The sequence below is a fragment of the Actinoallomurus vinaceus genome (assembly GCF_039542055.1).
Lineage (GTDB): Bacteria > Actinomycetota > Actinomycetes > Streptosporangiales > Streptosporangiaceae > Actinoallomurus > Actinoallomurus vinaceus.
Genome location: NZ_BAABHK010000025.1, coordinates 1 through 26,690, shown reverse-complemented (window position 1 = coordinate 26,690; position 26,690 = coordinate 1). Strand labels below are relative to the sequence as shown.

General features: G+C 71.0%; 22 protein-coding genes and 1 pseudogene. 6 read left to right on the top strand and 17 right to left on the bottom strand.

From position 1 onward, the window contains the following. The first annotated feature begins 92 nt into the window (after nucleotides 1–92). A complete protein-coding gene (locus tag ABEA24_RS48630) occupies nucleotides 93–1,550 on the top strand; it encodes an FAD-binding protein (protein WP_345442497.1) in 1,458 nt (485 codons plus the stop codon). Here the strand turns inward: ABEA24_RS48630 and ABEA24_RS53930 are convergent. Beyond that, on the bottom strand, nucleotides 1,513–1,917 hold the full coding sequence (locus ABEA24_RS53930; protein ID WP_425551331.1) for an RNA polymerase sigma factor: 405 nt from the start codon (nucleotides 1,915–1,917) through the stop codon (nucleotides 1,513–1,515). The genes ABEA24_RS48630 and ABEA24_RS53930 overlap by 38 nt on opposite strands. Nucleotides 1,918–2,336: 419 nt before the next feature. After that, on the bottom strand, nucleotides 2,337–3,368 hold the full coding sequence (locus ABEA24_RS48625; RefSeq protein ID WP_345442495.1) for a M20/M25/M40 family metallo-hydrolase: 1,032 nt from the start codon (nucleotides 3,366–3,368) through the stop codon (nucleotides 2,337–2,339). A 125-nt stretch (nucleotides 3,369–3,493) separates the two neighbouring features. Between ABEA24_RS48625 and ABEA24_RS48620 the strand changes: the two are divergent. Further along, nucleotides 3,494–3,802: pseudogene (locus ABEA24_RS48620) on the top strand (RNA-guided endonuclease TnpB family protein); the annotation flags it as partial. A 214-nt stretch (nucleotides 3,803–4,016) separates the two neighbouring features. Here ABEA24_RS48620 and ABEA24_RS48615 read toward each other — a convergent pair. The 10 genes from ABEA24_RS48615 to ABEA24_RS48570 form a co-directional block, all read right to left on the bottom strand. Continuing rightward, nucleotides 4,017–4,817 (bottom strand): [LysW]-aminoadipate kinase, encoded by an 801-nt coding sequence (locus ABEA24_RS48615; protein ID WP_345442493.1) that lies wholly within the window; start codon nucleotides 4,815–4,817, stop codon nucleotides 4,017–4,019. Beyond that, entirely contained in the window at nucleotides 4,817–5,824 is a 1,008-nt protein-coding gene (argC, locus tag ABEA24_RS48610; protein ID WP_345442491.1) for an N-acetyl-gamma-glutamyl-phosphate reductase, read from the bottom strand. The genes ABEA24_RS48615 and argC overlap by 1 nt, the downstream gene beginning before the upstream one ends. Continuing rightward, nucleotides 5,821–6,711 carry a lysine biosynthesis protein LysX gene (gene lysX / locus ABEA24_RS48605; RefSeq protein WP_345442489.1) on the bottom strand — a complete coding sequence of 297 codons (891 nt, stop codon included), beginning with the start codon at nucleotides 6,709–6,711 and terminating at the stop codon, nucleotides 5,821–5,823. The genes argC and lysX overlap by 4 nt, the downstream gene beginning before the upstream one ends. Then, nucleotides 6,708–6,875 (bottom strand): lysine biosynthesis protein LysW, encoded by a 168-nt coding sequence (gene lysW / locus ABEA24_RS48600; RefSeq protein WP_345442487.1) that lies wholly within the window; start codon nucleotides 6,873–6,875, stop codon nucleotides 6,708–6,710. Before lysW ends, lysX begins: the two co-directional genes overlap by 4 nt. After that, nucleotides 6,850–7,929 (bottom strand): transketolase family protein, encoded by a 1,080-nt coding sequence (locus tag ABEA24_RS48595; RefSeq protein ID WP_345442485.1) that lies wholly within the window; start codon nucleotides 7,927–7,929, stop codon nucleotides 6,850–6,852. The genes lysW and ABEA24_RS48595 overlap by 26 nt, the downstream gene beginning before the upstream one ends. After that, a complete protein-coding gene (locus ABEA24_RS48590) occupies nucleotides 7,926–8,747 on the bottom strand; it encodes a transketolase (protein ID WP_345442483.1) in 822 nt (273 codons plus the stop codon). Before ABEA24_RS48590 ends, ABEA24_RS48595 begins: the two co-directional genes overlap by 4 nt. After that, a complete protein-coding gene (locus ABEA24_RS48585) occupies nucleotides 8,744–9,571 on the bottom strand; it encodes a family 3 encapsulin nanocompartment shell protein (RefSeq protein WP_345442647.1) in 828 nt (275 codons plus the stop codon). Before ABEA24_RS48585 ends, ABEA24_RS48590 begins: the two co-directional genes overlap by 4 nt. A 12-nt stretch (nucleotides 9,572–9,583) precedes the next feature. Continuing rightward, a complete protein-coding gene (locus ABEA24_RS48580) occupies nucleotides 9,584–10,357 on the bottom strand; it encodes an SDR family NAD(P)-dependent oxidoreductase (protein WP_345442481.1) in 774 nt (257 codons plus the stop codon). A 1-nt stretch (nucleotide 10,358) separates the two neighbouring features. Beyond that, on the bottom strand, nucleotides 10,359–11,246 hold the full coding sequence (locus tag ABEA24_RS48575; protein WP_345442479.1) for a sulfotransferase: 888 nt from the start codon (nucleotides 11,244–11,246) through the stop codon (nucleotides 10,359–10,361). A 241-nt stretch (nucleotides 11,247–11,487) separates the two neighbouring features. After that, nucleotides 11,488–12,528 (bottom strand): ketoacyl-ACP synthase III family protein, encoded by a 1,041-nt coding sequence (locus ABEA24_RS48570; RefSeq protein ID WP_345442477.1) that lies wholly within the window; start codon nucleotides 12,526–12,528, stop codon nucleotides 11,488–11,490. Between the two features lie 93 nt (nucleotides 12,529–12,621). Here ABEA24_RS48570 and ABEA24_RS48565 point away from each other — a divergent pair, with 93 nt between their 5' ends. Then, nucleotides 12,622–14,955 carry a lantibiotic dehydratase gene (locus ABEA24_RS48565; protein WP_345442475.1) on the top strand — a complete coding sequence of 778 codons (2,334 nt, stop codon included), beginning with the start codon at nucleotides 12,622–12,624 and terminating at the stop codon, nucleotides 14,953–14,955. On the opposite strand, the gene ABEA24_RS48560 is transcribed toward ABEA24_RS48565, so the two are convergent. Next, nucleotides 14,904–16,367, bottom strand: coding sequence for an MFS transporter (locus ABEA24_RS48560; protein WP_345442473.1), 1,464 nt, complete (start codon nucleotides 16,365–16,367; stop codon nucleotides 14,904–14,906). The two genes, ABEA24_RS48565 and ABEA24_RS48560, sit on opposite strands and share 52 nt — an antisense overlap. 196 nt (nucleotides 16,368–16,563) lie before the next feature. On the opposite strand from ABEA24_RS48560, the gene ABEA24_RS48555 reads away from it, so the two are divergent. Beyond that, a complete protein-coding gene (locus ABEA24_RS48555) occupies nucleotides 16,564–18,207 on the top strand; it encodes an AMP-binding protein (RefSeq protein WP_345442471.1) in 1,644 nt (547 codons plus the stop codon). 32 nt (nucleotides 18,208–18,239) lie between these two features. Here the strand turns inward: ABEA24_RS48555 and asnB are convergent, their stop codons facing one another. The 4 genes from asnB to ABEA24_RS48535 form a co-directional block, all read right to left on the bottom strand. Beyond that, nucleotides 18,240–20,063, bottom strand: coding sequence for an asparagine synthase (glutamine-hydrolyzing) (asnB, locus tag ABEA24_RS48550; RefSeq protein ID WP_345442469.1), 1,824 nt, complete (start codon nucleotides 20,061–20,063; stop codon nucleotides 18,240–18,242). Between the two features lie 74 nt (nucleotides 20,064–20,137). After that, nucleotides 20,138–20,935 carry an alpha/beta hydrolase gene (locus ABEA24_RS48545; RefSeq protein ID WP_345442467.1) on the bottom strand — a complete coding sequence of 266 codons (798 nt, stop codon included), beginning with the start codon at nucleotides 20,933–20,935 and terminating at the stop codon, nucleotides 20,138–20,140. A gap of 12 nt (nucleotides 20,936–20,947) precedes the next feature. Beyond that, nucleotides 20,948–22,501 (bottom strand): amino acid adenylation domain-containing protein, encoded by a 1,554-nt coding sequence (locus ABEA24_RS48540; RefSeq protein ID WP_345442466.1) that lies wholly within the window; start codon nucleotides 22,499–22,501, stop codon nucleotides 20,948–20,950. Further along, complete coding sequence (locus ABEA24_RS48535) at nucleotides 22,498–23,676, bottom strand: acyl-CoA dehydrogenase family protein (protein ID WP_345442464.1); 1,179 nt, start codon at nucleotides 23,674–23,676, stop codon at nucleotides 22,498–22,500. The genes ABEA24_RS48540 and ABEA24_RS48535 overlap by 4 nt, the downstream gene beginning before the upstream one ends. A gap of 437 nt (nucleotides 23,677–24,113) precedes the next feature. Between ABEA24_RS48535 and ABEA24_RS48530 the strand changes: the two genes are divergently transcribed. Continuing rightward, nucleotides 24,114–24,590, top strand: a complete 477-nt coding sequence (locus ABEA24_RS48530; protein WP_345442462.1) for an acyl carrier protein — start codon at nucleotides 24,114–24,116, stop codon at nucleotides 24,588–24,590. A gap of 10 nt (nucleotides 24,591–24,600) precedes the next feature. Next, entirely contained in the window at nucleotides 24,601–25,944 is a 1,344-nt protein-coding gene (locus tag ABEA24_RS48525; protein WP_425551330.1) for a TrpB-like pyridoxal phosphate-dependent enzyme, read from the top strand. The last annotated feature ends 746 nt before the right edge of the window (nucleotides 25,945–26,690 follow it).

Genomic DNA, 26,690 nt, shown 5'->3' with positions numbered 1-26,690 from the left:
TTGTGGCTGTCATCCGGTTTCGTGCGGGTAGCGTCGCCGGGTGCCGTCGGCGATTATCGACGCGACGTGACCGCGCTGCGAAAGGCTCGGGTATGACGTGGCATCCGTGGAGACAGGCGTTCCTCACGGCGGGGGCGGCTGTGGTCGGCTTCGACCCGTCCACGCGCATGTGGGTCACCGACGCCGCCCAGGCTCAGGGGATGGTCGACCTGCCGCCGCTGAAGGGCAAGGTGGTGACCGATCCCGCCTCGCGCGGCCAGGCGGCCGACGACTTCGGGCACCTGGTCCATCGGACCCCCGGGGCCGTGCTGGAGCCCGGCGCCGTGTCGGACATCATGCTGATGATGAAGTACTGCCGGACGCACAACCTGCAGGTGGCCGCGCGCGGCCAGGGACACGCCACCTTCGGTCAGGGCCAGGTCGCGGGCGGTCTGATCATCGACATGACCCCGCTCAACGCGGTTGAGGTGCGGGAGGACACGGCCGTCGTGGAGGCGGGCGCGCTCTGGAGCAGCTTGGCGCAGGCGACCCTGGCCCACAACCTGACCCCTCCGGTCTTCACCGACTACCTGGAGCTCTCGGTCGGCGGCACGCTCTCGGTGGGCGGTCTCGGCGGCCAGACCCACCATCACGGATCCCAGGTGGACAGCGTCGTGGAGCTGGAGGTCGTCACGGGGGAGGCCAGCCTGAGGAGGTGTTCCGCGCGGCTGCGCCCCGACCTCTTCCGCGCGGCGCTGGCTGGAAGAGGACAGTGCGGCATCATCACCAAGGCCACCGTGCGCCTGCTGCCCGCCCCCGCGACGGTCCGCCACTACCTGCTCTCCTACCCGAGCGTCGCCGCGCTGACCGCCGACCAGCGGCGCGTGGTCAACGACGGCCGCTTCGCCTACGTGGAGGGAGAGCTCGGGCTGCCGACCGGCTCCGCTGGCTGGAGTTACCAGCTTGAAGCGGTCGCCTTCTTCAACGGTACGACCCCGCCCGACGACGCCAGGCTTCTCGACGGTCTGGGCGACCAGCCCGGCGACCGGCAGATCCAGGACATGTCCTACTTCGACTTCCTCAACCGGCTCGCCGAGGGCGTCGCCTATCTGAAGTCCACAGGCGAGTGGTACCGCCCGCACCCCTGGTGGAACATGTTCCTGCCCGCGAGCCGCACCGACGCCTTCGTGGAGGCCGCCATCAAGGACCTGACCGAGACCGAGGTCGGCGCCAGCGGCGTGGTCCTGCTCTATCCCTTCCCCCGCGCCCGCCTGCACCTGCCCTTGCTGCGCATGCCCGACGAGGAGACGGTCTTCCTCTTCACACTGCTCAGAACCGCCTCGCACGGAGCCGAGAGCCCGCAGGACATGGTGGAGACCAACCGTTCCCTCTACCTGCGCGCCCAAGCCGTCGGGGGTTACCAGTACCCGGTCGGCTCCATACCCACCACGCCTGAGGAGTGGCGCACCCACTACGGCCCCGCATGGGCCGCCTTCGAGGCGGCCCATGAACGCTACGACCCCGACGGAATCCTCACTCCGGGCCAGGGCGTCTTCCCTCCGGGACCGTGAAGTCCGCAGCCGGATCACCCGTGCCGAGTTTCGCCGCCAGGCGAAGGGCGCGGTGTTGCAGGACCTTCGCGTTGCCGATGCTGGTTCCGAGTGCCGCCGCTGCCTGCCGGAGCGTACAGCCCTGCAGGAAGCGCAGCTCCAGCACCGTCCGGTAGCGCGGGGGCAGGCGGGACAGGATGACCGCCGCCCGGCCTTCAGGGGCGGCGTGCCCGGGAGGCCCCCGCGTCCAGCAGGTCCTCGACGCCGATAACGGTGATCTCCAGACCGAGCGTGCTCCCCGCGCACGCGGGGGTGGTCCCTGTGCTCCCCGCGCACGCGGGGGTGGTCCTGACCGCGTACGCAACCCACTACAACCGGCACAGGCCACACCGTTCTTTGACTCTTCGAGCTCCTGCCGACGGCGCAGATGTGATCCGACTGCCGGTTGGTCGCATTCACCGCCGCCAACTCCTCGGCGGTCTGATGAACGAGTACGAAAGAGCAGGGTGACCAAGGACGGCTCAGCCGCGAAGCTGCAGGTCGCCGCTCATGGCTGGGTTTTGACACCCTTCACGGCCCCCGAGCCGCTTACCGAACCACGCCGACTCGATCAGCGTGACATCCTTCGACGACCGGCTCGGCGGCGTCCTCTGTGAGTACCGACATGTCGCATGAGCGTCCTGCGCCCGACACTGCCCATCGCGGTCGGCCCGCGCCGAGAACGCCGAACACGCCGAACACGCCGAACACTGAGTCTTGAACGCTCGACACCGAGCGCTGAAGCGCCGACCGCCGTCCTGTGCTTCGTCACAGGGCGGCGGCGAGTTCGTCCAGGCTCGCTGTGAGAACGTCCACACCCTTGAGGAACTCATCGATCGTGATGTGCTCGTCGTCCGCGTGGTCCAGAGAGCCGTCGCCCGGGCCGAACGCGGCCATCGGCACGTTCCAGTGCGGCGCCACGGTGTTCATGTCGGACGTGCCCGTCTTGAGGGTGGGACGAGGCTCGCCGCCGCACCGCCGGATCGCCGCCGACACCGCCCGCACGACCGGGTCGCCCCGTCCGCTCCGCACCGCGGGGACATGCCGGACGACCGTGATCTCGCCGCCGTTCGCGCACGCGCGCAGCCGCTCGGCGAAGGAGTCGGCGTCGAACCCGAGAGGAATCCGGCAGTCGATGTCGAGCCAGGCTTCGGCCGGGTCACCGTGCATCCCGCGCAGCGTGGCGGCGGGCAGGCCGAACGTGCCGTGGTCGCGCTCGGGGCCGAGGGCGTCCAGCAGGTCGTGCCAGAACCCCACGGCCGCCTCAGTGGCCTTGGCTGCGGGATTGGTGGAGTGCGTCGCCGGACGCGCTACCCGATAGTCGAGGTCGATCTTGCCCTTGTAGCCCAGCACCACCCGGGACCAGCCGCTTGGCTCGCCGACCAGCAGCGCGTCGGGCGCCGGGAGCGTGCGCGCCAGATGCTCGCCGCCGCGCGACAGCCGCTCCTCCTCGACCGCGCCCGCGACCCGGATCGTCCCGGGGAAGGACGGCCGGGCCGCCGCGGCGCAGATCATCGCGGCGAGCGGGCCCTTGGCGTCCACGGCGCCACGGCCGATCAGCCGGTCGCCGTCGCGCCGCGCCGGGAGCGGCCGGTCCACAGTGTCGAGATGGCTCAGGAGCATCACCACCGGCCCGTTCCCCGTGCCGATGTCGCCGATCACGTTGCCGGCCTCGTCGCGGCGCGCGGCGAGGCCGAGGTCATTCATGGACTTCTCCAGAAAGCGCGCCAGCTCGTCCTCCCCGCCGGACGGCGACGGGATGGCGAGCATGTCGTGCAGCAGGTCGACCGGGGTGCTCATCGGATACCTCCGAGGAAGCCCCTCGCTTCAGCGGGGGGAGGAATTGGACTCCTGCGGAGCAGGACCAGGGGTTGGCATTCGCCGCCAGGGCGAATGGCGGTGCTCGGATCCGTCGGTTTGGTGTCAAGAGCCGGAAGGAGTCGCGGATGTCCGCCGAGTACGCTACCTCTCGGTTCCGCTTCCGGGATGGGGGGCTGATCCTCGCCAAGGTGCGTGAGCCGCTGGACATCGTGTGGTCCCGGCCCCTGCCCGAGTGCTCGAAGCCGTCCACCGCGACCGTCTCGTAGGACCCGGCGGGACGCTGGATCGTGTGCCTGCTGGTCGAGGACCCCAGTGTCAAGCCCCTCCCCGCCACAGACACGGTGGTCGGGGTGGATGTGGGCCTGGATCATCTGCTGACTCTGTCCACCGGTGAGAGGGTCTGTAGGAGAAGATGCCGTTGCACGTACGTACGTGGCCGCGGCGCGACCTACGACCGGGACCTGAACGCAGCGCGCAACATCCTGGCGGCTGGGCCGGCCGTGTCTGTTTGTGAAGCCGGTGTAAGACCTCAACGGGACTGCTCCTGAACGGGGTAGTCGGCGACGAAGCAGAAAGCCTCACGGCGCGAGCCGTTGGAATCCCCCTCGTTTAACGAGGGGGAGGAAGTCAGGTGATCTCCAGGATGGTGCCGGCGCCGCCCAGGGCAGCGGTGACCGGGCGGGGGACCCGTCCGTCGGAGACCGACACCCGGGGGACGCCGGCCAGCAGCGCCTCGCGGGCGGCGATCAGCTTGCGGTGCATGCCGCCGCTCGCCGCGTGGGGCACCGGGCCCTCGCGGGGGAGCGCGCAGCGGCCGAGCAGGCTGCCGGCGTCCGCGGCGTCGCGCAGCACCCCCGGCGCCGAGGTCAGCATGACGAGCCGCTCGGCGCCAAGCGCGGCCGCGATCGCCGCCGCGGCCCGGTCGGCGTCCACGTTCACCGGCGCCCCGTCCTCGCCGGTCGCGGGTGGCGACACAACCGGGACGAACTCCGCGTCGAGCAGCACGCGCAGCACCCGCGGCCGGACGTCGGTGACGCGCCCGCTGTGATCGTCGCGGACGACGACGGTCCGGCCGTCTCGCACGGCCCGCTGCGCCGCCTTGCGTCGGGCCCGCAGCAGCCCGCCGTCCAGCCCGGTCAGGCCCACGGCCGGGACGCCGTGCCCCGCCAGGGCGCGCAGCAGCCGCGGCTTGGCGCGTCCGGTGAGGGCGAGCGTGACCACGTCGAGCATGGCGGGATCGGTGTGCCGGCTGGTCACGCCGCTGGGCGACACGAGGGTGCGGGACGCCACCCCCAGCTCGCCGGACAGCCGCTCGATCTCGGGCGCGCCGCCGTGCACGAGGACGACCTCGCCGACGCGGTCTGCGAGGTCGGCACAGACCGTCTCGGCGGGCACCGCGCCGCCGCACTTGACGACCGTGACGCCCATCAGACCGGATGCAGGCCGGGAAACCCCAGGCCCAGGGTCTCGTGCTGGCCGGTGCGGATGTTGAGGCACTGCACCGCCGCGCCCGCACCGCCCTTGACCAGGTTGTCCAGCGCGGCGATCGCGGTGATCCGGTCGCCGTCCACCGCGAACCCGACGTCGCAGTAGTTGGAACCGGACAGCAGCTTGGGATCGGGGAGCCGGTGGGCGCCTTTGCGATGGGCGACGATCCGGACGAACGGCTCGTCCGCGTAGTGCTCGCGGTAGGCGCGGCGGATCGTCCGCTCGTCGGCCGTCCCGGTGGCGTGGCAGACGACCTGCACGCCACGGACGGCCTCGACACCGGTGGCGGTCATCCGCGCGTTCAGCCCGGTCAGCCGCGACACCTCCGCCTCGTGCCGATGCCGCACCGGCGCGAACACCCGCATCGCGCCACTGCGCTCGGCGTGCAGGTTGCCGTCCCCGGCGAGGGCGCCAGAGCCGGACGACCCGGTTCGTGCGTCGATCTGCACGTCCGGGCCGACCAGCCCTGCCAGCGGGCGCAGCGCGAGGATCGCCGCAGTGGCCATGCATCCCGGCACGCTGATCAGATCGGCCTTGGCCAGGTCGTCCCGGAACAGTTCCGGGACGCCAGGGACGAACGCGCCGAGCAGCTCGGGCGCGGTATGCGGCAGGCCGTAATACCGCTCATAGACGGCGGGATCGGGAAGCCGGAAGTCGCCGGACAGGTCGATGACCGTCCCGGCTCGTGCCCGGACTTTGGGGAGCAGGGTCATGGTGGTTCGGTGCGGCGTTGCCAGGAACAGCACGTCGCAGCCGGTCAGATCGTCCGCCGCGCTGAACACGAGGTCGGTCTGCGCGCGCAGATTCGGGTGGACGGAGTCAACGCGGCGACCCGGAAAACGCGTGGAGACCGCCTGGACGACCTCCACCCCGGGATGTCCGATCAGCAGCCGGAGCAGCTCGCCGCCCAGGTAGCCGGCGGCGCCCATGACGGCGACCCGGATCACTGTGCCTCCCTGAGAGGTACGTGGTCGTCGTTCTGCTCCGCCGCCGAGATGGCGTACGCGACGATCGCGTCCGCCACGTCCACGGTGTCGCCGTGCGCGGCCTGGAAGCCCTGGAACTCGACGGCGTGGTTGACCTCCAGCACCAGCGGCCCGTCCGGACCCTCGACGAGGTCGACGCCCAGCACCCCGCCGCCCACCGCACGCGCCGCAGCGAGCGCCGCCGCCACCAGCTCGGGGACGAGCGGGCACGGCTTGGAGCGCCCACCCCGTGCGGCATTGGTGCGCCAACTGTCGGAATAGCGGTACGTCGCGCCGACGACATCGTCCCCGGCCACGATCATCCGAATGTCTCGCCCCGGCTTGTCGACGAATTCCTGCAGGTAGACGATGTGCTGCACCGGGGACGGCAGGGCCGCGCGGTGCTCCAGCAGAGCCTCGGCGGTGTCGCGGTCGTGGGCCGCCGCGACGAGCCGTCCCCAGGAGCCCGCCAGCGGTTTGATCACCACCGGGAAGCCCAATCGCTCGGCGGCGTCGGCGCCCTCGTCCGGGCTGAGCGCGACCGCCGTGCGCGGCGACGGGACCCCGGCACGTTCCAGCGCCAGCGATGTGCGCAGCTTGTCGCCGCACATCTCGATCACGTCGGACCGGTTGACCGTCGCGACGCCTCGCGCCTCCAGAAGCAGGGACGCGTACAGGGCGCGGCTGTGGGAGATCTCCCGGTTCAGGGCCGCCGCGAAGAACGGCCCACCGCCTGCCGTGTCGCCCAGCTCGACGCTGAACCGGCGGGTGTCGACGTGCGTGTACGGCACCTCACGACGCTCCAGGGCCGCGAAGATGCGTTTCTCCTCGTACCGCACCCGGGAGGCGAGGACGGCCAGCGGCCTCACTCGCCCCAGTCCTCCTCGATCTCGGGCGCGAGGGCGAGTGAGACCGGGTCCAGGCCGACCACCTCCAGCTCGCTGGAGCAGTCGGCGCACTGTGCGATCTCGCTCAGCCGCACCGGCTCGGCGAGTTCGACGGGGCCCTCACACTCGGGACAGGTCCGGGTCATCCGTGCCACCTCCAGGGAATCCGGTGATCAGGTTTATCGCCGCGGTGACGACCGCGTCCGCCGTGATGCCGTGCCGGTCGAGCAGGTCGTCCTGACCGCCCGCCCGCCTGGCGAACACGTCTGGCATGCCCACCCGGAGGACCCGGGCCGGCGCGTGCTCGGCCAGGGTCTCGGCGACCGCGCCACCGAGACCGCCGGACCGCCAGTGCTCCTCGACCGTGACCGCCCCCGCCGTGCCCGCGACCGCCGCCACGACCGCGTCCACGTCGAGCGGACGCAGCGTGTGCAGGTTCAGCACGATGGCCCGCACGCCGCGAGCCTTCAGCCGGTCAGCGGCGCGCAACGCCGCGAGCACCGGGTGCGGGCCGCAGGCGATGATCGCCACGTCCCCGGGCCGCGCGGCGGGGCGCAGCCACTGGGCACGGCCGATTTCGAACGCGCCGCCGCCCACGTCCGGGGTGGCCTTGCGGCCGAGCCGCACGTAGACCGGGCCGGGCAGCGCCGCGCTCTGCCGGATCGCCGCCTCGGCTTGGGCCGCGTCCGCCGGGACGACCACGGTGAGGCCGGGCAGCGCCCGCATGACGGCCAGGTCCTCGAGGGCGTGGTGGGTCGGGCCGAGATGGCCTGCGGCCAGCCCGCCGTGGGTGGCCACGATCCGTACGGGCAGTGCGTTGTACACGATGTCGATCTTGATGGCCTCCAGCGCGCGGGTCGCCGCGAAGGCGGCCATGGTGGTAACGAACGGGGTCTTCCCGCTCGCGGCCAGGCCCGCGGCGGTGCCCATGAGGCTCTGCTCGGCGATGCCGAGGTTGAGGTAGCGGCCGGGGACGGCGGCGAAGGCGTCCACGTCGAACAGCCCGGTGTCGCTGTCGAGGCAGTACAGGCGCTCGTCGGCGAGCATCAGCTCGGGCAGCAGGGCGCTGTACACCTCTCGCGCCGACCGCGCCGGCAGGGGTTTCGCCTGCGGCTTCGACGGTGACTTCGTCGCTGGCTTCGTGGATGGCTTCGCGGGGTGCGGTTCGTCCGGTCTGGTGTGGAGGCTCTGTTCGGTCACGAGGTCGCCCTCCTGTGCCGGGCGCGCAGGACGGCCAGGGCGCGTTCGGCCTGGCGGGTACCCAGCGTCGCGTAGTGGGAGTGGGCCCGGCCCTCGACCGACGGCAGCCCGCGCCCCTTGACGGTATGCGCGATGACCACCGTCGGACGGTCCGTCGCACCCGGCTCGAGTGCGGCCCGCAGCGCGTCGAAGTCGTGGCCGTCGGCCTCGCGGACCGTCCAGCCGAAGCCGCGCCACCGGTCGGCGAGCGGCTCGAGACCGACCGTGTCCTCGGTGGGCCCGGTGAGCTGCAGGCGGTTGCGGTCGATGACGGCCGTCAGGTTGCCCAGCCCGAGCGACACGGAGGTCATGGCCGCCTCCCACACCGATCCCTCCTGCAGTTCGCCGTCGCCCATGACGGCGAAGCAGCGTCGGTTCGGGTCGGCGAGGGCGAAACCGTTGGCGAGCGCGAGGCCGTGGCCGAGGGAGCCGGTGGGCATCTCCACCCCGGGGACGGCGCGGATCGGGTGGCCCATCAGCCGGCTTCCCGGCCGCGCGTACTCCGCGAGCTCTTCGGCCGGGAAGAACCCGCGCTCGGCGAGGACCGCGTACAGGCAGATGGCGCCGTGCCCCTTGCTGAGGATCAGCACGTCGCGGTCGGGCGCGGCGGGACGCACCGGGTCGATTCGCAGCACCTCGAAGTACAGGACGGTGAGGATCTCCACCAGCGACATCGACCCGCCGAGGTGGCCGCCCTCGGGCCCGGCGCACATGCCGACGATGTGCTCGCGCACCTGGTGGGCCGTCGTCGCCAGGTTCGTCGCCACCCGGTCCGTCATCGTCGGCCCGGGAGTGTGGCGAGCACGAAGTGGCCCGGCAAGTGCACGGCGAGCCCCTCCCGGATCTCGGCGACCAGCTCCTCGCCGGCCAACCAGATCGTGGAGGAGCGGCGGTCCAGCAGCGTCGCCGCAGCGGTGAAGTCGCCGACCAGGGCCGTCCCCGGCGGCACCATGCGGGTGCGGCTGACCTTGACGCCCTGCGTGGCGAGCCGCTCCAGAAAGGCGCCGTCGTCCACCAGGGGCCACCAGTCGTCAGGGTGCATGACGATCCCGTCGGCCGACCCGCCGTACCACTCACACAGCGCGGCCGTGGCCAGCAGCGTCGCGGCGGCCGACCGGTCCGCGGCACCGGGCTCGCGGTGCCGGATGCCCGGGGTGCGCAGCAGGCCGCGGATGTCGCCGGACCCGTTGAGCAGCGCGTCGTTCTCGGCGGTGCCGAGCCGGACGAGCAGCCGGTAGTCGACGAACGCGGCCAGCGCGGCCGGGTCGGCGAGGATCTCGGCGGGCACCGGCACCGCGGCCCGGATCGTCTGCGTCCGGACCGTCCGCGCGCCCACCTCGAACTTCCACTCGGGGGCGGCGTCGTCCGGCGCGACGTTCTCGGCGCGCTCGGTGAACACGGTGACCTCGTCGGCGTCCACGACCGCCTTGCGGAGCAGATGCCGGACGGTCAGCCGGGGCCGGCGCTTGGCCGGCGGGAACAGGTCGCTGATGGAGGCGCGCAGCTCGACCGCCGCCTTCGGCCCGTACCGGGCGTGGGCGAGGGCGAACTCCTCACCGGGGCTGCGACGGGTCAGTTCGGGATCGTCCAGCATCATGCGCACTTCGGACAAGGTTCACATCCCCAGGGAGCGGCCGCCGTCGACGACCTGGACGGTTCCGGTGACGAAGCTCGCGCGGGCGCTCAGCAGGAACGTTCCGGCCGCCGCGACCTCCTCGGGACGGGCCACCCGGCCGAGCGGGATGTCCGCCTGCTCCGCGATCCGGACGGTCTCCGCCTCGACGTCGCCGTCGAGGCCGCTGAGCAGCGCGTCCGTTGCGGTGTAGCCGGGGGCCAGGACGTTGACGGTGACGTCCCCCGGCCCCAGCTCGTGAACGAGGGTCTTGGCGTAGGCGGCCAGGCCCGACCGTGCGATGGCCGACAGCGCGTACTTGGGGATGATGTCGCGGATCGTCTCGCTGGCGACGATCAGGATCCGCCCCCAGCCCGCCCGCTGCAGGTGCGGCAGGGCGGCCTGGACGAACCCGATGTGGGAGATCATCCCCAGGTCGACCGCGTCGCGGTAGCCGTCCGGGCCGAACGCGCCGGTCGGCCCGGCGGGCGGCCCTCCGGCGTTGCTGACCACGATGTTCACCGCGCCGTGCTCGGCGGCGGTGTCGTCGACCCAGGCGCGCGCGGCGCCCGTGTCGCGCAGGTCCAGCACGCGGGTGCCGACCTCGGCGCCGAGGTCGGCGGCGATCTCGTCGCGGGCCTTGGCGAGCCGTCCGGCGTCGCGGCCCGCGATCGACACCGTGGCGCCCTCGCGAACCAGGTCGCGGGTGATCGCCAGGCCGATGCCCGACGAGCCGCCCGAGACCACGGCCACCTTTCCGTTCAGTCCCAGATCCATGTCACACCTTCGTCTCGTAGCCGTACCGGCGCAGGAGCGGAAGCGCCAGGAGCGTGGTCGCGGCCCGCTGCGGGCGGGGCAGCTCGGTGTGCCATCGGCGGTCCTCGTCGATGGGGGTCCGGCCGCGGCCGAACCGGTTCGGGTTGCCGGTGACGGTGTGGTTCCTGCCGAGTTCGACCGTCCCGTCGGCGGCGACGGGGTTGGGTCCGGCGTGCCCGATGAGCTCCAGGATGTCGGCGACGGCTCTGCGCGGGCTGCGCACGAAGTCCTCGTAGCGCAAGTGCAGCGCGTCCGCGCGGTGGGTGCGGCCGACGGCCTCGGCGGCCAGGTTGAACCCGGTCCAGAGCAGCGTGCTGTTCAGCGCGGAGCGGCGCCCGGTGTACGCCTTGGGCTGCATCCACGACCAGGCGACGGCGCGCGGGTCGCGGATCAGGTGGACGTAGGACGCCTCGATCCCCGGCAGCGCGGACAGCAGCGCGGCGTCGGAGGCGTACTTGGAGCTGTCGACGATGGTGTGCGCGCCGCAGACCTCGGCGATCGCATGGTAGGTGGCGGCGAGCGTGGCGGGCCATCCGTTGTGCGGTGCGGTCCGCAGCGCTCGCCAGGTGTGCCGGGTGCGGTAGGCCTCCTGCCAGGCCACGACGTCCGCGGCGTGCTGGGCGAGGGTCCGACCGTCCGGCCGCACCGCCTCCAGCACCCGGGACCAGACCGGGCACTCGCGGTGGTTCAGCCCGCACCCGCACCGGCCGTTGCTGCCGGTACCGAGGACGCCGTTGCGCCAGAGAAAACGCAGTTCACCGACGTGAACGACGCCGGGCGCCTCGGCGAGGACGTTGCCCAGCACCGTGCTCCCGCTGCGGCACCAACCGGTGATGTAAAGCACCTTCATCGGCAACCACGACCCCTTGGGAGGACCGGCGCGAGTTGATCAGTCTGCATGAAAACATGATCTTCTGAAGAAAGGAACCATTCGGCTCGACCGGTACCAATGTTTCGGCGGCGGACGCCAGAACAGAGCAAACGGAGCTTGCGATGCCGCCCGGGTGCGGCCCCGCTCGCCGCGACGGGCACCCGACGACACCGCGTGAGCGCCCGGCCTCGCCCCGGGCGTCAGCCGACCCGGTCCGGCGTCAGGCGCCCCAGTCCGGGCGGGCGGTGATCTCGAGGGCGGCGCACGTCCAGGCGAACCCGGCGCCGATCCCGACCAGCAGCACCAGGTCACCCGGCTTGACCTGCCCGGACTCGGCCAGATGCGCGAGCCCGGCCAGCTGGTCGGCCGCGCCGATGTGGCCGGTGCGGCGGCCCCAGTCCCAGGTGGTGCGCGCGACGTCCAGGCCGAGCGGCTCGGCGTAGCCGGTCCGCAGCACGCGAAGGCCCACGTTCGGGAAGACGACCCTGGCGACGTCGCCGAGCTTCAGCCCGGCCTCCTCCAGGGTCCGGGCCACGGCCTCGGTCAGGCCCGCGGTCGTCCGCTCACGCACACTGCCCACGAGACGGCGCGCGTCGGCGGCGGCGAACGCGGCGCGGCGGGTCCGCACGTCCACCGTGCGGCCGGGTGCCGTGGCGAACGGCTCGTCGCCCCGGTACATGCCTTCGAGCGCGGTGTCCACGACCGTCGAGACGGACAGCAGCCGGGCGAACCCCTCCCTGCCGACCACCACCGCGGCCGCGCCGTCCCCGTAGACCAGGCCGGGCACGTCCGCGCGCCACCGGTCGAAACCGGGCCCGCCGAAGCGGTCGGCAGTGGTGACCAGCGCGCAGCGCCGGGACGCGTCGGCGGTCAGGTACGAGGCGGCCAACTCGATCGCGCCGATGGCCCCGGCGCACATCTGCTGGACGTCGAGCGCGGGCGCGTACCGTCCGTCCTCGCCAAGCACCTCGCGGTGGACGTACGACGCGGTCGGCCAATAGTCGAGACCCTGGAACCACGTCGAGGCGTGCAGCAGGAGCGCGATCCCGGACGGCGGCGTCCCCGCCCGGCTCAGCGCCAGCCGCGCCGCGGCGACGGCCATCTCGGGCGGCGCCTCGTCCGTGGCGACGGTGATGGAGGCGTACTCGTCGGCGGCCAGGTCAGCGGGGTCGTAGCGGCCGTCGGCGACCGCCTCCGCAACGTCCACTGGCGCCGGAAGGCGGTGGGCCGGACCGTTGAGGAAAAGGCCGTCGCAGCGCATGCGCACCTCCGGGGACGGTGACGGCGGACGATCATCACATTAAGGTGATCTTCGTCGGGGGGAGAACCGTTTCCGGCGTCGGCAGGAGGCCGCGTGGGCGACAACGAACACTCAGTTCCGCTTCCCGGTACCGAATGGGCGGTCTGGGAGGACGCGGTCCTCCGGACCACGGGATTCCCCGCGGACGGGCTCACCCTCTTCGGCGCGCCCGAATGCGCGGCCGTCGCGGACGCCTTCCTGGAGAACCGCGCGAGCGAGGCCGACTTCACGCGGGCCCTGGACACCGCCATCGCGGACGCGGGACACGCCGCCCTGGACGTGGCCACCGATCCCCTCTTCCGCGAAGCCCTGACATGGCAGAACCTCGCCGCCGCCCGCAACCTGGCGCGGCTCGCCGAGCCCGAGCCGTCGCGCGAGAACGGGAAGACCGGGAAGGAGCTCCGCCGTGCCCGCCACAAGCGGCGCGCGCGGGAGAACGCGGTGGTCCGCTACTGGCAGCGCTACTGCGGCAAGAACGACACCATCGGCTTCTTCGGCCCCGTCACCTGGAGCACGCTCGACCCGGAGGCGGCCACGGCGGTGATCGCCCGGCCCGGCCCGGGGCTCGTGCGGTCGCGCCAGGTCTCCTACGAGTTCTGGGTGCTGGAGGCGTACGTCACCACGCTGCTCACCGATCCGGACGTGGCACCCTGGCTGCCCGTCGGCGTCCACCCGCACCTGGCCGTCCAGGACGGACACCTCCTGCAGCCGGGCAAGGACCCCATACCCCTGGACGACGTCGAAGCGACGGTGCTGTCGCGGTGCGACGGCGTCCGGCCCGCGGCCGAGATCGCCCCCGATCTGCGCTACGCCGAGGCGCTCGACCGGCTGGTGGAGGGCGGGGTCGTCTGGCGGGGCGTGAACATGCCCTACAACTCGCGGGCGGAACGCGTCCTGCGCGACGCCCTTACCGCGATCCCCGAACCCCGGGCCCGCGAGCGGGCGCTGGCCGGGCTCGACAGGCTCGACCAGGCCCGCGCCGCCGTGGCCGCCGCTGCCGGTGACGCGGACGCCCTGGCCGACGCCCTCGACAACCTGGATGCCGAGTTCACGGCCGTGACCGGAGCCGAGCCCCAGCGCCGGGACGGTCAGATGTACGCGGGACGGCGCGTCTGCTTCGAGGACACCGTCCGCGACCTGGACATCTCCTTCGGCCGGCCGATCCTCGAGGCGCTCTCCGGGCCGTTCGGGCGTGTGTTGCTGCCCGCCGCGCGGTGGGTCTCGGCCGCCTTGGCGGAGGCCTACGACGACGCCTTCCGCACGCTCTACGAGCGGCTGCGCGAACCGGGCGCGGACGGCGTGCAGATGCCGGTGTTCTGGGACGCCGTCCAGCCGCTGCTGACCGGGCAGGATCGTCCGGCGGACGCGGTCGCCGCCGAGTTCGCCCGCCGCTGGAACGAACTGGTCGGGCTCGACACCGCCACACCCGGCGAGCGCCGCCTGCACCTGCACAGCGCGGACCTGGCGGAGCAGGCCGCCCGGCTGTTCGCCGCCGACCGCCCCGGCTGGGCCGCCGCCCGGATCCACAGCCCCGATCTGCACATCTGCGCGCCGAGCGTCGCCGCGCTGGCGGCGGGGGAGTTCTCGCTGGTGCTCGGCGAGATGCACACCGCGTGGCCCACGCTCGACAGCGCCGTCTTCACCGACCGGCACCCCGACCCCGACAAGCTGCGCGAGGCCGCGGCCACCGACATCGGCCCGCAGTTCCGCCCCCTGTACCCGACCTGGTGGCCGCAGTACACCGCGCGCATCGCCCCGGTTCTGGGCGCCACCGACCATCAGCTCGCGTTCACGGCGGCGCCCGGAGCCGACCCCGGACGCGTCCTGCCGACCGCCACGCTCACCGTCACCGACCACGACGGGAGACTGGTGGCCACCGGCCCGGCCGGGCTTCACCGTCCGCTGCGCGAGGTGTTCTCGCTCCTGTTCGGCTGGCTGGGCGCCGAGGCGTTCAAGCGCATCGGCACCGGCGCGCACCACCCGCGCATCACGATGGACCGGCTGGTCGTCGTCCGCGAGACCTGGCGCACGACCGTCGGCGGGACGGGGATCGCCCCGAAGAAGGGCGTCGTCCCCGAGTACCTGGCCGCCCGCCGTCTGCGCGCCTCCCTCGGGCTGCCGGAGCGTGTGTTCGCCAAGGTCGGCACGGAGATCAAGCCGACGTACGTCGATTTCAGCGGCCCCCGGTACGTGTCGGCGTTCGCCTCGATGATTCGCGCGGCCCGCGACTCGTCCGGCGACGACGTCCCCGTGACGTTCACCGAGCTGCTGCCCGGGCCCGAGGAGGCGTGGCTGGAGGACGCGCAGGGCCGGCGCTACCTCTCCGAGCTGCGCATTCAGATCTGCGACCCGGAACGTCCCGGATCACCGACCGGGTCCCCCACCTGATCGTCAGCCTGATCGGCGGGGCGCCGGCGGAAGGCGAACAGCGCCGTCGCCAGCATCGCGACGGTGAAGACCGCGCCCGCGGTGAACGCGTCCCGCATGCCGTCCACCTGCGCGGTGCCGCCGTGGGAAGCGTCGTGTGCCGCGGCGCCGTTCGCGGTGACCAGGACGGCGACGCCCAGCGACCCGCCGATCTGCTGCATGCTCTGCAGGAACGCCGACGTCGCACCGGCCTCCTCCGCCGGGACGGACGCCATGGCCACGAACGTCGCCGCCACCGCCACCAGCCCGGTCCCGGCACCGAACAGCAGCACCGGCCCCAGGACCACAGCCCCGTAGGAACCGACCTCCGGGACCCGCGTCAGCCACACCATCCCGGCCACGCACAGCAGTGCGCCCGCCGCCATGACCGGCTGCGCGCCGTACCGGGGCAGCAGCCGGGGCACGGCCCGGCTGGCGGCGATGAGGGCGACCGTCGTCGGCAGGAAGCCGAACCCGGTCGCCAGTGGCCCGTACCCGAGGACCTGCTGGACGTAGAGGGTGAGGAAGAACATCATCCCGCTCATGGCCGAGGTGAGCAGCAGCCGCATGAGGAACGCGCCCACCCGGTCGCGCTCGCCGAACAACCCCAGCGGCATGATGGGCTGCCGGACGCGCGTCTCGACGACCGGAAACGACGCGAGCAGAACCGCGGCGGCGCAGAACGCACCCACCGTCAGGCCGTCGCCCCAGCCGTGCTCCGCCGCGCGGATCAGCGCGTACACGAGCACCGTCGACCCGGACGTGCAGGTGAGCGCCCCGGCGAGGTCGAAGCGTCCCTCCCGGGCCCGGGACTCGCGCAGCGCGCGCGGCGCCAGCAGGGCGATCAGCGCCCCGACCGGCACGTTCACGAACAGCACGGCGCGCCAGGACGTCCACGCGGTCAGGAGCCCGCCGAGGACGAGCCCGGCGACCATGCCCGCGCTGCCTGCGATCGCGAACACCGACAGCGCGCGGCTCCGGCGCGGCCCGTCCGGGAAGGTGGTGGCGATGAGCGCGAGGGACCCCGGCGCGGCGAGCGCGGCGCCGGCGCCCTGCGCGGCCCGCGCCGCCAGCAGCCACCCCGGCGCGGTCGCGAGGCCCCCGGCCAGCGATGCGACGGTGAACAGCGCGACGCCCGCGATGAACGCCCGCCGGTGCCCGAGCAGGTCGCCGACCCGTCCCCCGAGGAGCAGCAGGCCGCCGAAAGCGAGGGTGTAGGCGTTGACCACCCACGAGAGCTCGGCGTCGGTGAAACCCAGGCCGCGCTGGATGCCGGGCAGGGCGATGTTCACGATCGACGCGTCCACCACGAGGACGAGCTGGCAGGCGGCCAGGAGCGCGAGCGCCGCCCCGCCACCTCGTTCGTCGTGCGGGTCGCGGCTGTCGAAGAGCATGAGGTCCTCGCGGATGCCGGGGGTGTCAGGGCTCGGGCGGAAGCTAACCGACGACGGCGCGCCGCCACGGTCTGATGGACATCCTCCCAGGGGCCTGGACAAACCGGTGAAGATCATGGATCTTCACTCCTGGCGGTCCCGAACGAGCGGCTCGACCACACCGAGTTCTCGCTGAGGACAGAACGGGAGGGCAGACATGGCCGACACCACTGCGCGCTACCGCGACGATGGCTGGTGGCGGGACGAGACCTTCCTCGACGACCTGCGGCGCCACGTGCGCGACACACCGCACAAGACCGCGGTGGTCACTCGGCGCCATTCCGACGGGCGCACGCACCGGCTCGACTACGAGGAACTCGCCGCAGCCGTCGACCGCTGCGCGAGCGCGCTGGTCGAGCTCGGGCTGCGGCCCGGCGACGTCCTCGCCGCGCAGCTCACCGACCGGTGGGAGCTCGCCGCGCTGACGCTCGCCTGCGTTCGCGCCGGCGTCGTGTACTGCCCGCTGATGAAGACCTACCGGCGCCGGGAACTCGACATCATGCTGCGCGTCACCGAGGCCCGGGTGCTCATCACCATGGCCGAGGACAACGGCGACAAGCTGGGGGAGTTGGGCGCGGAGTTCGCCGCGGAGCTGCCGTCCCTGGAGCGCGTGTTCGTCGCCGACGGCCCCGGCCCGGACGGTACCGGCGAGTTCGAGTCGTTCTTCTTCGGCACCGCCTGGGAGGAGCGGCACGGCCACCTGCTCGACGGACGTGAGCTCGGCCCCGACGATCCCTACCTCGTCCTGTTCACCTCGGGCACGACGAGCGAGCCCAAGGGCGTCCTGCACAGCCAGAACACGCTGTACGCGGCCGTCCGCGGCGAGGCGGACGTCTTCGGGCTCGACGACACCCTCGTCATGTACACCACCGCGCTGTACACCCACTACACCGGCGTCGTGCAGGGCATGCTCATGCCGCTGATGCTGGGCGGGACCATGGCGTTCCAGGACGCCAAGGAGCCCGGCGACGCCCTCGACCTCATGGCGGCCCACGGCGTCACCTTCTTCTACTGCGCGCCCTTCTACCTGCTGAGCCTGATCGGGGAGCAGAGGGCCCGCCCGCGCGACATCCCGCACCTCGCCTGGCTGGTCAGCGGATCCGCACCGATCCCCCCGTACTTCATCAGCGAGACGAAGGACGTCTTCGGGCTCCGCCTGTTCTCGCTGTGGGGCATGACCGAGAATGGCCCGGCGACGATCACCCGACGGGACGATCCGGAGGACTGGGCCGCGCACAGCGACGGCAGCCCCATCGCGGACATGGAACTGCGGATCGACCCCGTCTCGGACCGCACCGACGGCGAGGGCGTCCTGTGGGTGCGCGGCCCGACGCAGTGCCTCGGCTACTTCCGCCGGGACGACCTGTACGACGCCGAGCTCGACGCGGACGGCTGGTTCAACACCGGGGACCTGGCCCGTCCCGACGGGCGCGGCGGCATCCGCATCACCGGCCGGGCCAAGGACATGATCCTGCGCAACGCCAACATCGCGCCGGTCACCGACCTGGAGGCGATCATCGGACGGCACGCCGGCGTGGACGAGGTCGCGGTCATCGGCCTCCGTGACGAGCGCGAGGACGAGACGATCACCGCGGTGGTCCGCCCGGCCCATCCGGGAACGCCGGTCACCCTCGAGGAGCTGCAGCGCTCGCTTGACGAGGCCGGGATGACCAAGGCGTACTGGCCGCAGCGCCTCGAGGTGCTCGACGACTTCCCCCGGACCGCGACCGGCAAGATCCGGAAGGCCGAGCTGCGGGTGCGGTACGCGCTGGCGCGCCCACCGCACCCGCGGACCCCGTGATCACGCCGGTCCGCCGATCACGTCACGACTGATCACGCCACGACGCGGACCCCGCCGAGCCAGCGGTTCAGCTCGAGAAGGTAGGAGAGGCCGATCGCGGACGTCCGGGCGGTGATCGGGCCGGGCAGCGTGTCCAGCTCGGACGTGACCGCCGTCCGGACCTTCTCTCGGTCCATGAGGTCGAAGAGGGGCGCGTCCGGCTCGTCGAGCACGTCGAGGACGAGTCCCTGCATGGCCGCCACGTACCCGGGGTCCTGGCTGGCGGGGTAGGCGCTCTTCGGCCTGGTGACGATCTCGTCCGGCAGGAGGTCCGCGACGGCCCGGCGCAGCAGCGCCTTCTCGATCCCGCCGTCCGCCTTCAGCTCCGCCGGGACGTTGAACAGGTACTCGGCGAGCCGGTGGTCGGCGAACGGGACCCGCACCTCGAGGCCGACGGCCATGCTCATCCGGTCCTTTCGGTCGAGCAGCGCGCCCAGCCACCGCGTCAGGCCGAGGTAGAACACCTCCCGCTGCCTGCGCCTGACGGCGTCCTCGCCCTCCAGGTGCGGAACCTCGCCCAGCGCCTGCCGGTAACGCTCCGCCTCGTACTCCTCCGGCCGGATTTCGCGCCTGATCTCCTCCCGGAGCAGGTGCTGCGGCTGCCGCCTCCCGTACATCCAGGGGAACGACGTGTGGTGGACGAACCGCTCGTCGATCTGCCAGGCGTAGCCCCCGAACATCTCGTCGGCGGACTCCCCTGAGAGGGCGACTGTGCACTGCTCCCGGACCGATCGGAACAGGTAGTACATCGACGTGTCGAGATCTCCCCAGCCGGGAAGGTCGCGCGCCCGCAGGCCGTGGTCGAGGCCCTCGACGAGGCTCTCGGTGCTGACCTGGGTCACGAAGTGCTTGAGGCCGAGCCGCTCGGCCACCAGCTTTGCGTACGGCTCGTCCGGGCTCGGCCGCCAGGAGTCGCTGCCCGGGCTCGCAGGCGCCGGGACGCTCACCGAGTGGCTGGTCAGCTCGCCCTCGAACGTCCGCGCCGCCATCGCCGTGATGGCGCTCGAGTCGATCCCGCCGGACAGTAGCGTGCCGACCGGCACGTCGGCGACCAGCTGGCGGTCGACGATGTCGGTGAGCAGGGCGCGTATGTCCTCCGTCGTGGCGCGGAAGTCCCTGGTGTGGGGCCGGGCCTCCACCTGCCAGTACCGACTCTCCCGGTGCCCGGACGCGTCGGCGATGACCAGACAACCGGGCCTGACCTCCCGCATCCCCCGGTAGACGGCGTGCCCAGGCGTTCTGGCGCGGGGGACGGCCATCAGCTCGGCGATCCCCTCCAGGTCCACCTCGGCGGCCATCTCGGGATGCGCGAGCAGCGCCTTGGGCTCCGACCCGAACACGATGCCGTCGCCCACAGGGGCGTAGTAGAGCGGCTTGATGCCCAGCCTGTCCCTCACCAGGAGGAGCCGCTGCTTCTGGTCGTCCCAGATGGCGAACGCGTACATCCCGTTGAGCCGGTGGACGAGGTCAGGGCCCCACTCCAGATAGGCGACGAGCAGCACCTCGGTGTCCGACCGGGTGCTGAACGACCAACCTGCCGACCGCAACTCCGCACGCAGCTCCTGGAAGTTGTAGATCTCGCCGCTGAACGTGATGACGACCTGCTCGCCACGCCGTCCGGTCCGCTCCATCGGCTGCCGGCCGCCCTCGACGTCGATCACGGCGAGCCGCCGGTGCCCGAACGCGGCGTGCCGGGACAGCCATATGCCCTCGGCGTCCGGACCGCGCGGGGTCTGCGTTCGTGTCATGTCCGAGATGACGGGACGCTGCCGCCGTAGGTCCCGCGTCCAGTCGACCCATCCGGTGATGCCGCACATGAGCAGTCCTCTGGTCGTCGTCCGTCGTTTTGTCGGTGGCCATTCGCCAATGGCCGTTCGTGGGGCCGTGGAGGTCATGCGGAAAGGAGATGGCCCTGCGTGAACGCGAAGAGGCGGGGAAGGCCGGCATTGACGAAGTCCCAGTCGTGCCCGCCGGGGCGTTCCCGGTACTCGTGGGGGACGGAACCGCCGGCCAGCGCGTCCCGCGTCCTCCGGTTCATCGAGATCATCCGGGGATAGTCGTCCAGGCCGACGTCGAGATAGACCTCGAGCGGGTGGTCCGGGTCCCGGTCGCGGATGAGGGAGTAAGGGTCGTATCTGCGCCTGACCTCGCTGCCGACCGGACCCCACACGCGCTCATGGTCTCTGGTGGACGGAATCGTCAGGCTCCGGTCGCCGCGGAAGCCGTGGTACGGGTCGCCCTCCCGCAGCGGGGCCTCGAATGCGCCGCCGTTGCTGCACACGACCGAGAACCGGTCACCGTGCAGCAACGCCTGGTAGAGCGCGGCGGCGCCGCCCATCGAGAAGCCGCCGACAGCCCGCCCGTCCCGGGTCGCCACGGTGTTGAAACGGGCATCGACGTGGTCGACGACCTCGCGGACGAGGTAGTCCTCGTAGCGCCGTCCTTTCGCGTCGTTGATGAACCAGGCTCGTCCAGACTCGGGAAGCACCAGGATGAGCCGGTTGGAATCCACCACGGTCGACAGGTCGGCGCACTGGAGCCAGGTGTTGCGGTTGCCGCCGAAACCATGCAGCAGATACAGCACTGGGAACGGCCTGCCGACGGGGGAATAGCTCGGCGGCAGGACGACGGTCACCGTCTTCTCGCGGCCGATCGGCGCGCTCCACCAAGTCTCGGTCAGAACCTTCATCGCCGTGCCCGCCTACGACTCGACCAGACCGCGCCGGTCGATCTTCCCGGTGCCGGTCGTCGGGAGCTCGCCGACGACATGGAACCGCTCTGGGACCATGTAGCGCGGGAGCTCGGCCAGGCAGTGCCGCCGCACCGGCCAGACGTCGAGCGGATGCTCCTCCGGCACCAGGTACGCCTCGATCGCGCGATCGTCGAGACCGTCCCCGACCGCGACACAGGCGACCTCCCGGACGTTGTCCGCAGCCGACAGGACCGCCTCGACCTCGCCGATCTCGACACGGTGGCCGCGGATCTTCACCATGTCGTCCTCACGCCCGAGGAACACGTGGTTCAGGTCGTCGTCGACGCGGACCAGATCGCCGGTGCGGTACGCCTTCAGCGGTTCCGCGCCGTCCTGCGGGATCAGCACGGTCTTGGCGGCTGTGAGGCCGTCGTCCCGCCAGTAGCCGAGCATCACCGAGTCACCCGCGACGCAGAGTTCCCCGGACCGCCCCGGCTCGTACTCCAGCGGACGGCCGTCCTGGTCGACCACGAACGTCCTCGCGTACGGGCAGGGGCGCCCGATCGGCACCGGCCGCGTGAGATGCGGCTCGAGGTCGGACGCGCGGACGGGATGGAACAGGCACACGTTCGTCTCGGTCGGGCCGTAGAGGTTGTAGAAGGCCGCCCCGGGGACGAGCGAGTGAAGCCGCCGGAGGTGGGCGATCGGAAACGGCTCGCCCGCGAAGAGGACGACGCGCAGCGGCGACTCCGCCAGCAGCCCGCCGTTCTTCGCCGCCAGCATCCGGGTCAGGGCTCCCGGGACCGAGTACCACACGGTGATGCGCTGGTCGGCGATGAGTTTGTTGAGTGCGCCGCCGAGTCCGACCTGGCTCTCCGGCACCAGCACTACGCAGCCGCCGGCGCTGCACGTCGCGAACAGGTCCAGGACGGACAGGTCGAAATGGAACGGTGCGTGGCTGGAGACCCGGTCGTCGGAGTCGAGGCCGAACTCGTCGACTGCCCATTCCACGAACGCGACGGCGTTGCCGTGCGAGAGCACCACCCCCTTGGGCGTGCCCTTCGACCCCGAGGTGTGCAGGATATAGGCCGGGCTCCGGAGATCGACGTCCGGGAGGCGCAGGTCTTCGGCCGGATCGGCGGACACCGCCGCCTCCCAGCCGATGACGGAGTCGTCCGGCTGCCGGGGGCCGACGGACACGATCGGGCAGGAGAAGTGCTCCCGCAGCCACTCGACGCGGTCGTCCTGAGCGATCACGCAGGCGACGTCGCAGTGCTCGATGATGTGGCCCGCCCGCTTGAAGGGCGCGCTCGGGTCGATCGGGACGTAGGCCGCGCCCGCCTTCAGGACGCCGTGGACGGCGGTCACCGACTCGATCGACTTCTGCAGCCACAGGCCGACCCTGTCACCGGGGGCGACGCCGTTGCGGATCAACGTGCCGGCGAGGGCCGAACTGCGTGCGTCCAGTTCGCCGTAGGTCAGTGTCCGGCCCTGGAACTCGACTGCGGGCGCCTCCGGCCGCTTCCCGGCCCAGTGGCGGAGGTAGTCACCGAGGCCGCTCACCTGGAGTCCCCGCTTCCCTCGGTGTCCGGCCAGGTGATGCCGAGCTTCCCGGAGATGACCACGCGCTGCATGTCCGAGGTGCCGGACGAGATGGTCATGCCGATGGCGTCCCGGAGATTGCGTTCGGTGTGCCCTTCGGACGAGTAGCCGAGGGCTCCGTAGATCTGCGTCAGGCTCGTGAAGATCTCCACCGCGGCCTCGCTCACGTACAGCTTGCCGGCCTCGGGGAAGATGGTCGTCGCCGTCCCGTCGAGCTCCGCGGCGGCGCGGTAGAGGAGCATCCGGGAGAGCTCCCAGCGGATCCGCATGTCGACGATCCGGTTGGAGACCGACTGGAAATGCCCGATGTGCTTTCCGAACTGGCGTCGGCGGCGGCAGTGGCGCACGCACTCGTCGATCTCGCGTTCCAGCACGCCGAGCCACGGCGCCAGCAGAAGGGACCGTTCCCACGCCATCGTCCGCGCGAAGATGGCCCCTCCCTGCCGCTCCGCGCCGAGCCGCCGGGAGGCGGGGATCCGGCACGCGTCCAGCTTGATCTCTCCCCAGCGTGCGGTGCGCAGCCCCATCTTCTCGGTCTGTTCCTTCACCGAGACACCGACGTCGGCCGGCTCCACCAGGAACGCGGTGACCCCGGTGAAGCCCAGGTTCCGGTCGACGGTCGCGTAGACGACGAACACGTCGGCGACCGGCGCGTTCGTGACGTAGAGCTTGTGCCCGGTCAGCCGGTAGAAGTCGCCGTCGCGCTCGGCCGTGGTCGTGAGCGACAGCGCGTCCGATCCGCTTCCCGGCTCGGTCATCGCGTTCGCCCCGATGAACCGTCCGGAGGCGAGCTGCGGCAGATATCTGCGCCGCTGGTCCTCGTCGCCGTACTTCCAGATCGGGACCTCGGCGGCCAGCACGTGCGCGCCCATCGCCATCATGAGGCCGTTGTCGCGGCAGCCGTGGCCGAGGCCCTCCATCGCGCGCACATAGGCGACGGGGTCACGTCCGGCGCCGCCGTACTCGGGCGGCAGTATCAGGCCGAGCAATCCGCGTTCGGCGCAGATCGTCCAATCGTCGCGACCGAACATGCCGGCTCTGTCGCGTTCGGCCACGTCCTTACTCAACGCCTCTTCGCCGAGCCTGCGAAAATCCCGGTACAGCCGGGCCTGGTCGTTATCCCATTCGAATCGCATGGCTCTCCGTTCAGCCGAGCAATATCTCATGCGATATCGGGAACCAGATCAAGTTCCCGCCCGCTCAAAGACAGCGGATGTGGTGAAAGAACGCCCCGGTGACGCGTGGCCGCCTTTCCGGCTAGGACGGTTCTGAAGGTGGCGGGCCGATGGCCGGGAACGATGACAGGTTCCAGGCCGGGCGGCATGAAGTGACCGTCCCATCACTGTGTGGAATCACGATGCTCCACCCCTCGCCTCACGGGAGTCGGCCATGGAAAACCAGGCCCGTCCGGACAGGCCGCTGCCCATTGTCCATGAGATATCTGATCTTGGAAAGTGTGAACTTTGGGCAGGTGGTGCCAGCCCGAGCGGCTCCGAGTGATCTCTTGCGCCCCGCAGATGCCTGTCGTACGGTACCGACCGTCAGCCAACCGCAGTGGTGAACGTTGCAGCCCGTGGACGCGCCCCGGCCGGTCCGCCTGGCAACGCCAGGAGGCTCGGACGGGCGAGGTCGACGGCCGGAGCCGTCGACACGCGAAGTCCTGTCGCCGGCGAAGGCGGCCGACTTCTCGGATATCGGCTCCCGCCAAGCCTCCCGCTCCGTAAGGAAATCTCCCGAGACGACGCCTGCAGAAGAGGGACATGCTGTGGATCGTGCCAAGAATCCGGATCTGACAGCGGAGATCAAGGACGTCGTGATCGGCGTACTCGAATTGGGCATCGACCGCGCGCAGCTCCACGAGACTGTCTCGCTCTACTCTCCGATGGTGGGACTGGACTCGCTGAGCCTGCTGCATATCCTCGTCCAGATCGAGAAGCGATGCGACATCGAGATCGACGACGAGGACGTGATGGCCGCGGAGCTGAGCGATGTTGGAAGCCTCGTGCGCTTGATCCGGGGAATCGTCGACGCGAAGGGTGCTGACGAATAACATGCGCCAGGTGTTCGACCTGGAGGCCGACCGGGTTCCCACGCATTGGTACAACGTCCTCGCGGATCTGCCGTTCGAGATCCCCGCGCCGCGTTCGGCGCCGGCCGTGAACGGGGAACGGAAGACACTGAATCCGCAGCTTCCGCTCTCCATGTACCGGCCGAGCATCGGACGTGACCGGTTCATTGAGATCCCCGAACCCGTCCGGGCGGAGTACCAGCGCTGGCGTCCAACGCCTCTGTACCGCGCGACCAGGCTGGAAAAGGAACTCGACACCCCCGCGCACATCTATTTCAAGTACGAGGGGACGAGTCCGTCCGGCAGTCATAAGATCAACACCGCGCTGGCGCAGGCTTACTACTACGCCCAGTCCGGGGTCAAGGAGATGATCACCGGCACCGGCGCCGGCCAGTGGGGCACCGCGCTCTCGATGGCGTGCCACCCCTACGGCATGGAGTGCACCGTGTTCATGGTGCGGTCCAGCTACCGGCAGAAGCCGTACCGGGGCACGCTGATGCGGATGAACGGCGCCCGGGTCATCGAGAGCCCCAGCATGGAGACCGAGGTGGGCAGGGCCGCCCTGCGCGCCGACCCCGACTCACCGGGCAGCCTCGGCATAGCGAACGCCGAGGCGATCGAGTACGCCAATGCCCGCAAGGAGGCACGGTTCTCGATCGGCAGCGGCGAGAACCACGTCCTGCTGCACCAGACGGTCATCGGCGAGGAGGCCCTCCTGCAGATGAGGCTGGCCGGCGAGTTCCCCGACGTGGTGATCGGCGCGATGGGCGCGGGGAGCAACTTCGCCGGGATCACGTTCCCCTTCTACCGTGCCGCGCGGGAGGAGAACGCCGGCACCCGGTTCCTGGCCGTCGAACCCGACGCCTGCCCCAAGATGACCCGGGGCAGATACGTCATGGACTACACCGACTACTCCGGTATGACACCCATGGTCAAAATGTACACCTTGGGCCACAGGTTCACGGCGTACCACATCCATGCCGGAGGGCTCCGCTACCACGGCGCCGCTCCGATCGTGAGTGCAATGTACGACAAGGGCCTGATGGACGCGACGTCCTACAGCCAGTCCCGCGTCTTCGAATGCGGCGCCGCCTTCGCGAGGGCCGAAGGACTCGTCCCGGCCCCCGAATCGGCCCACGCCGTCACCGCCGCGATCGACGAGGCGCTGAAGGCCCGCGAAGAGCGGACCGAACGGGTGATCCTCTTCAATCTCAGCGGCCACGGCCTCCTGGACCTCTCCGCCTACGAAACCCACCTCGCGGGAGACACCGTCGACGTCGTCCCCACCGACGAGCAGATCCAGGCGTCCCTACGCCCCCTCATCGAATCGCCGTAACCGCCGACCTGGCCTATGGACGCCTATGGACATCCCAGCGGCCAAGGATTGAACCGTGTGCTTGCCGACAACCTCACCCATGCAGGTGAGACGCAGGGCCGAGCACGTCAGATTCCCCGTGGCCCACTTGTGTGGGGCCTGCTGCAGGCCGTGGAAGAACTTCCCGGAAAAGACCCCTCTGCCATGAGAACTGATGAATCTCGATTTCCGGGGCGACATCGGCCCACGAAACGGTGGCACCTAGCAACAGAGCGGCGTAGGCAGAACGTAGGCACATGGCGGGTGCAGGCATCTGCCAGTCGATCGCCTATGAAGTGCCCAAGCCGATGTGGACCCCGGTCGGCCACGACCGACGATCCCGTCCCGAAGAAGCCGCGCATACATTCCACCAGGTGCCTGACCTGCGGGTTTCCAAATATCCCTATTTGTGCGCGCTCCGCCACCTGTAGTTTCAAAGCTGCGAATTAAAAGTCCACAGTTCTGGAGAAATTCCCTACTCGACGCGCTACCGTTTCCTATTTCACAATACCACTACGTGTCATTTGATCCGCGTTCGCCACTTGCTCCGCGGCGCATCGGCCGGGTGCCGTACCGGGTGCTGCCGGGCCGTACCGCGACAGGTTCCGGTAGGCCGTTGGCGAGGTGCCTGTGGGTCCTTTTCCAACGGCCTCCGGCCCGAACCGGACGTGATCGTTTCCGATCATCCGGCTCTCCGATGACTACTGCGTGAGTATCGCGGTTGGTTG